We start from the raw sequence: 6,015 nt of genomic DNA, 5'->3' as shown, positions 1-6,015 counted from the left end.
AACTAATGTTGTTCTAGCGGCAGTAGACTGAACTTTTGTATTCAGAAACTATAAGCACGAACTTCCGGTACCCACCTGGTTTTAACCAGGTCATAAACTGAGGTAAAACGGCGTTGCGGCTGACCTAAATATTTGAAAACGGAACCTCTGGTCTTTGGGCTGGGGGTTTTGTTGTGAAGATGGGAGATGGGAGATTGGAGATGGGAGTGGGAAGGGGTTTTACTGATAAAGTGGATCGGAAGACATTTGATGAACATCAGCAAGATTATGACACCACAAGATTTGATGAAGCAGGAAGTTGGGAAGGCTGCTGCGGCGCGGGTGCAGTCTAATTCGATCGTGGGATTGGGGACAGGTTCGACGACAGCGTACGCGATCGAGTTTATCGGCAAACGGTTAGCAGCAGGCGAAATTACCAATGTCAGAGGGGTTCCTACCTCATTTCAGGCAACAGTGCTGGCTAAACAGTATGGTATCCCCTTAACGACGCTAGATGAAGCCGATCGGATCGATATCGCGATCGATGGTGCAGATGAGGTCGATCCTCACAAAAATCTGATTAAAGGCGGTGGTGCGGCGCATACGCAAGAAAAAGTGGTCGATGCCCTCGCCGAGCAGTTTATCGTCGTCGTCGATAATACCAAACTAGTCGATAAATTGGGCAGCACTTTCCTCGTCCCTGTCGAAGTCATCCCGATGGCTGTCACTCCCGTCATGCGGGCGATCGAAAAATTAGGCGGTAAACCGCAGCTCCGGATGGGTGTCAAAAAAGCTGGCCCAGTCGTGACGGATCAGGGTAATCTAGTAGTCGATGTGAAGTTTGACTCGATCGATAATCCGGCAGAGTTAGAAAAAACGCTCAATAATATTCCCGGCGTACTCGAAAACGGTTTATTTGTCGGTGTGGCAGATGTGATTTTGGTCGGTGAAGTTCAAGGCGATAAAGTCATTATTAAAGAAATGTAGAAATAGAGACGAAGCCAGAGTTATCGATGCTCTAGGGAGATCGCGAACTTAGGTTAAATTAGTTGAAATTAATAACAGGAACGATCGATCGATCGTTCCTGTTTTTGGAGATCCCATCATTCTGGTTATTTTGAGCCAGATAATTACAATGTTCGTGAAGGTCGAGCTGAAATCATTGCTCGTCAGGATTTGCTGGAGAATCTTCACTCATCGATCGAGTAATGATGTCTAGAATTATGACTCGATCGATTGCTCCTGCATCGCAAATAGGGCACTAGTTAAAGCCAGCCATCAAAACTCATGTAGGCGATATGCGAGCGAGTAAAGACGTTAGCCTGCGGCAACAATCCCAGTACGTTGCAACCATTGAATGAAGGATAACCTTGCTACCCCCTTGGGCATGGCGGCAACATCTACGTCACAGCCCCCCTCACCAATGAAGCGGAATAAGGGTACTCCTTGCGACCAAAACTGTGCAAGTATATCGAGAGGAATGGATACTGCATTGCATTTGCGCCCCGCAATCTCACTCCATGATGCAGCCATTTCATTCAACGTCATGGCATCCCCAACAATGTCAATCGCCTGCCCAAGAAAACTTTGAGGATTTGCAAACGCTTCAGCGGCAACCTCCGCAATAGTATCGATCGCGACCATCTGAAGTTTTCGATCTACGGGAAAAGGAATTGATAGAGTCAACTCATCAGTCTCCAAGCGCACGGGGAAGTAGGTGGTTAAGTTTTCCATAAAGAAAACAGGACGCAAGATAGTTGCCGGAAGTGATAACTCCGCAATGCGTTCTTCAACGGCTCGTTTTGAACCCAATCCAAGGATACCTTTGGCGCGATCGACAACAGCGGAAGCATAGACAAAATGCTGTACCTGCGCTGTCCAAGCTGCCTCGGCAACAGCAATCCCCCACCGCGCCTGTCCTATATCTCCTGGTGTCGTCAGGGCAGGTTGAACGCTGTAGACACCATAGGCATTTTCGAGAGCTTTGACAACTGAGGTAAAATCATCAAAGTTAGCCGCAACAATGTCTGCACCCAGTTCTGAAAGGGCTTGAGCTTTCGCCGAGCGAGGATCTCGTGTCACCGCACGAACTTGCCAACCTGCTTGCAGGAGCTTTTTAGCAACTGCCTGGATTTGCTAATGAGAAAGATGCAATCTAATTAACCCAAAACGGATCGGGCTAACGTTTCCGATCGATCGACAGGCTCAAAGGTTTCAGTCTTTCAGGACGGAAGGGCAACATTGGTTAAATCGATTTAATTTTTCGTTGTAAAAACGTTGGTAGTTAGGTAAGATTGAAATCATCCACCTATGGTAAATCGCTATGTTAGCTCAATCGCGAAGTCTTCCCTTTAGCACGATTCCAACGATTTCCTTGACTCCAGGGACATCCTGGAATTCCTTCGAGCAGTTTCGGACATCGGGTGCCAACACTCTCGCCACCATTACTAGTGGAACAGTAGGGACGCTCCAGACTAAAACGGGACAGTACCGGATTCTCAATGAAAATGATTTCCAACAACTTGTCGGATTGGCTACTGATGTGGAGCGGCTCCAGCAAGGTTTGAGCGTGGTGATGAGAGCCGTGCGAGTAGTCAAAAATCATCCCGAAGATGCAGACACTTTAGCCTTATTAGTAGAAACGGTGTCGATGTTAGGGAGTATATCCACTGTTTTACCAACGAGATCTAGTTTTCCGCCCTTAGCACCTGAAGATATTTCGGCTGAGTCAGATGATGAAGTCATCCTCGCACCAGAATTGCTAAATCGTCCATTAGGGTAAGCGAGTGTCAGATTTACCGATGGATTTAGCCGAGCTAGAAGTCGCACTCAGAGATTTATCCCATGACGAGAGAGCGGTGCAGCTAGTGAGAAATTTTGCTCAGAGGTTAGGGAAAACCAAGCAGCGGCAACAGTTATTTAATGCGCCTGGTGCTTTGGTTCGGAGTCCACTAGATTATGATGCTGCTATTGCTAGTGGTGCAATCTCCTCTATTATTGGCTACTCGAATTGGGAGTTTGAGTTTAGTGGGGTGGCGAATTTTTGGTTCGATAATTCGCTCTTTGTTGGCAAGAACTGGAGCTGGAGAGGTGCGATTGAGAGGGTAAAAAAAGCACTATTCTGATTATTTTGAGCCAGATAATTACAATGTTCGTGAGGATCGAGGGTAGCATCTTCGTGAATTAAAATGCGAAGATTCACGATCGAGGTGGAAGGCTATCGATTAATTGTTGCCGTTGCTGTTGCCACCATTCGTCTGTAGCTTCGACTGTCCGATCTTTCCCAAGTGTAGATTTCAGGAGGGCATTAACCTTCAATTTAGCTTGACGTTCCTGTTCTTGTTCGATTACCTCCGGTAGGCTACGCCAACGACACCGTTAGAAACTCGTCAGGAGTACTATATGTACCACTGGAAATCTGCCGATTCTCCAAAAAGGAGACGCTACGCGAACGATGTAATCCTTCACTGCTTCGGACAAAGCGATCGTAAAGGTCATGGGTTCAAAGGTTGAATCAGATTATTTGAATTATAACTTATGACTTAGTTTCTGGGTGGATATCGATCTCCGTCTAGGTTTCAGGAAATTCTAATCCGATCGATTAGCGATCGATCTCAGCGATTGAGATTACCGACCGTAGGCTATGCCAACGAGTGCATGAATAGCGATTCCAGAAAAATCTGAAATCATTTCTCCGTCAGGATTTGCTTGTGGGGTGGCTATCAAAATTAGACCGTCTCCAAAAAAATTCTAGTCAATCTTGTCTGATAAAACTTTAACTCAGACCTCCATCCCAAGATCGACATTAGTATCGGCACTACTAGAGGCAGTAAAAGACCTATCACACTGAAAAGCAAATAAAAAATACTCGTGAAATTTAATTGAAAGAAATTCAATTGTGTCGTTATTGTAGATGTCTGTTTTAAGATAACATCATATAAGAAAAAAGTATAAAACGGTACAAGGAAAATAATCATGGGAACAGGATTCATTATTACATGAATGTCAGTTCCTTCAGGTACTTCTCTAAATCTCCCACTGATAGTTGTTATGGGCGAGCCTCCGCCATATACGCGAGACAGCTTGAAACCATTCTCGGTTACTCGTCCTCGAAGAGAAGCATAAAACACAAGGTTTGTTCGTTCATTAGTTGAAGTTTCAGTTTCACCTGTCAATTTTTGGCGGGCTACTGAAATAGAGTCTTTTGTTTGAATCGTAAAAGTGTTGGATATCATAATACCGCTAAATTATCTATTGTTTGATAACAACTTCATTGAGTTATACCGAACCTCTGGCGATCGAGACGGATATATTCTTTCCACTTAAAGTACCCAAATATGACAACATCTCAATCGAGTCAGGCTTTTTACCGATCGATCGTTACTAGGTATCAAAAAGGAACGATCGAGTAGGGGAGAATTTACTTCGCCGTTAAATCGATCGATAATATAGATCTGCTGTTTATCTGTCTCTCGCTTATGCAACCGCCCCACGCCGCCAAGCTAGCTCACCAGATTGAGATTCATGGAGATCCGATCGTCGATGACTATTTCTGGCTGCGCGATCGAGATAATCCGCAGGTGATGGAATATCTCAAAGCCGAGAACGATTACACAGAGCAAGTATTACAGCCACGCGCCGAACTGCGGGAGAGCTTATTCCAAGAGCTAAAAGCGCGAGTCAAGGAAGACGATCTCAGCGTACCAGTCAAAAAAGATAGTTATTACTATTACTCCAGAGTGGCGGCGGGGCAGCAATACAGCATTCATTGTCGCAAAATCGGCGATCTCAATAGTCCTGAAGAAATCATCTTGGATGAAAATCAACTGGCTGAAGGGAAACCTTATTTTCAGCTCGGCACATTTAGCATCAGCCCCAACCATCAACTTCTAGCCTATGCCGAAGATACCGATGGCTCGGAGACATATACGTTGCGGATCAAAAATCTGGTAACGGGTGAGTTATTGCCAGAATCGATCGCGAATACTTACTATTCGCTGGAGTGGGTGAATGATAATCGGACTTTTTATTACACCGTTTTAGATGATAACTTGCGCCCTTATCGGCTGTATCGGCATACATTGGGCGAGTCGATTGACCGAGACGAGTTAATCTATGAAGAACAGGATTCGCAGTTTTTTGTCGGTTGTGGCAAATCCCGCGACGATCGATATATTTTCCTGACAACTGGCGGTAAGATTACCAGCGAACAATATTTTGTCTCAGCCGACAATCCGCACGGTAAGTTTTCGCTCGTCACACCCCGCCAGAAGGGGCATGAATACAGCGTTAGCCATCATGACGGCTATTTTTACATTCTCACCAATGACAGCGCCCAGAACTTCCGCATCATGCGGACGCTGGTAGCGCAACCACAGCAACAGTATTGGGAAGAATATATTGCCCACGATCCCGATCGATTAATTGAAGGAATCGATGAGTTTAAAGATTACTTGATTATTAGCGAACGCTATCAAGGTTTAGGGCAACTACGGGCGATCGATCTCCAGAGTCAAGCGTCACATTATCTGGAGTTCGACGATCCTACTTATCTAGTATTTGGGGCGGCTAATCCGGAATACGATACCCAGAAATTTCGCTTTGGCTATACCTCGCTAGTCTTACCGATGACTGTATTTGAGTACGACTTTCGTTCGCAATCGAAGACGATTCTCAAGCAAAATGAGATTCCAGGCGGCTACGATCCGAGCCAGTACCATTCAGAGCGCATTTTTGCCCGTTCTCATGATGGGGTGGAAGTGCCGATCTCGATCGTTTATCGTCAAGACTCTAAGCGCGATGGTACGCAGCCGCTCTATCTCTATGGCTATGGTTCCTACGGTGCCAGTCTAGATCCAGGCTTTTCTACCAATCGACTCAGTTTACTCGATCGCGGCTTTGTGTATGCGATCGCCCATATTCGCGGGGGTTCGGAGTTGGGGCGACATTGGTATGAGTCGGGTAAGTTCTTGCAGAAAAAGAACACCTTTCTGGATTTTGTGGCTTGTGCCGAACACCTGATTGCCGAAAAGTATA

6 protein-coding genes and 1 pseudogene are annotated in these 6,015 nt (G+C 45.7%); 6 read left to right on the top strand and 1 reads right to left on the bottom strand.

From position 1 onward, the window contains the following. Positions 1 to 249: 249 nt before the first annotated feature. Entirely contained in the window at positions 250 to 966 is a 717-nt protein-coding gene (gene rpiA, locus RMO35_RS10565) for a ribose-5-phosphate isomerase RpiA (RefSeq protein ID WP_396134893.1), read from the top strand. Positions 967 to 1,296: 330 nt separating this feature from the next. Here rpiA and RMO35_RS10560 read toward each other — a convergent pair whose 3' ends face one another. Then, on the bottom strand, positions 1,297 to 2,112 hold the full coding sequence (locus tag RMO35_RS10560) for an NmrA/HSCARG family protein (protein ID WP_309741031.1): 816 nt from the start codon (positions 2,110 to 2,112) through the stop codon (positions 1,297 to 1,299). A gap of 190 nt (positions 2,113 to 2,302) precedes the next feature. On the opposite strand from RMO35_RS10560, the gene RMO35_RS10555 reads away from it, so the two are divergent. The 5 genes and pseudogenes from RMO35_RS10555 to RMO35_RS25285 all read left to right on the top strand — a co-directional run. Next, complete coding sequence (locus RMO35_RS10555) at positions 2,303 to 2,761, top strand: hypothetical protein (protein WP_309741029.1); 459 nt, start codon at positions 2,303 to 2,305, stop codon at positions 2,759 to 2,761. A gap of 4 nt (positions 2,762 to 2,765) precedes the next feature. Then, complete coding sequence (locus RMO35_RS10550; RefSeq protein ID WP_309741027.1) at positions 2,766 to 3,104, top strand: hypothetical protein; 339 nt, start codon at positions 2,766 to 2,768, stop codon at positions 3,102 to 3,104. Positions 3,105 to 4,237: 1,133 nt separating this feature from the next. Beyond that, on the top strand, positions 4,238 to 4,366 hold the full coding sequence (locus tag RMO35_RS10545; RefSeq protein ID WP_309741025.1) for a hypothetical protein: 129 nt from the start codon (positions 4,238 to 4,240) through the stop codon (positions 4,364 to 4,366). A 91-nt stretch (positions 4,367 to 4,457) separates the two neighbouring features. Beyond that, a pseudogene (locus RMO35_RS10540) lies at positions 4,458 to 5,600 on the top strand (oligopeptidase B); the annotation flags it as partial. Between the two features lie 132 nt (positions 5,601 to 5,732). Next, positions 5,733 to 6,015 (top strand): prolyl oligopeptidase family serine peptidase (locus tag RMO35_RS25285; protein ID WP_396135647.1); only part of this gene is annotated, 283 nt, incomplete at its 3' end.

The sequence above is a fragment of the Chamaesiphon sp. OTE_20_metabat_361 genome (assembly GCF_031364565.1).
This window is presented reverse-complemented; position numbering and strand designations above follow the sequence as displayed.

Excerpts from the sequence above, each read along its gene's own strand:
- RMO35_RS10555 (WP_309741029.1), top strand. The coding sequence starts at position 2,303 with ATGTTAGCTCAATCGCGAAGTCTTCCCTTTAGCACGATTCCAACGATT.
- rpiA (WP_396134893.1), top strand. The coding sequence starts at position 250 with ATGAACATCAGCAAGATTATGACACCACAAGATTTGATGAAGCAGGAA.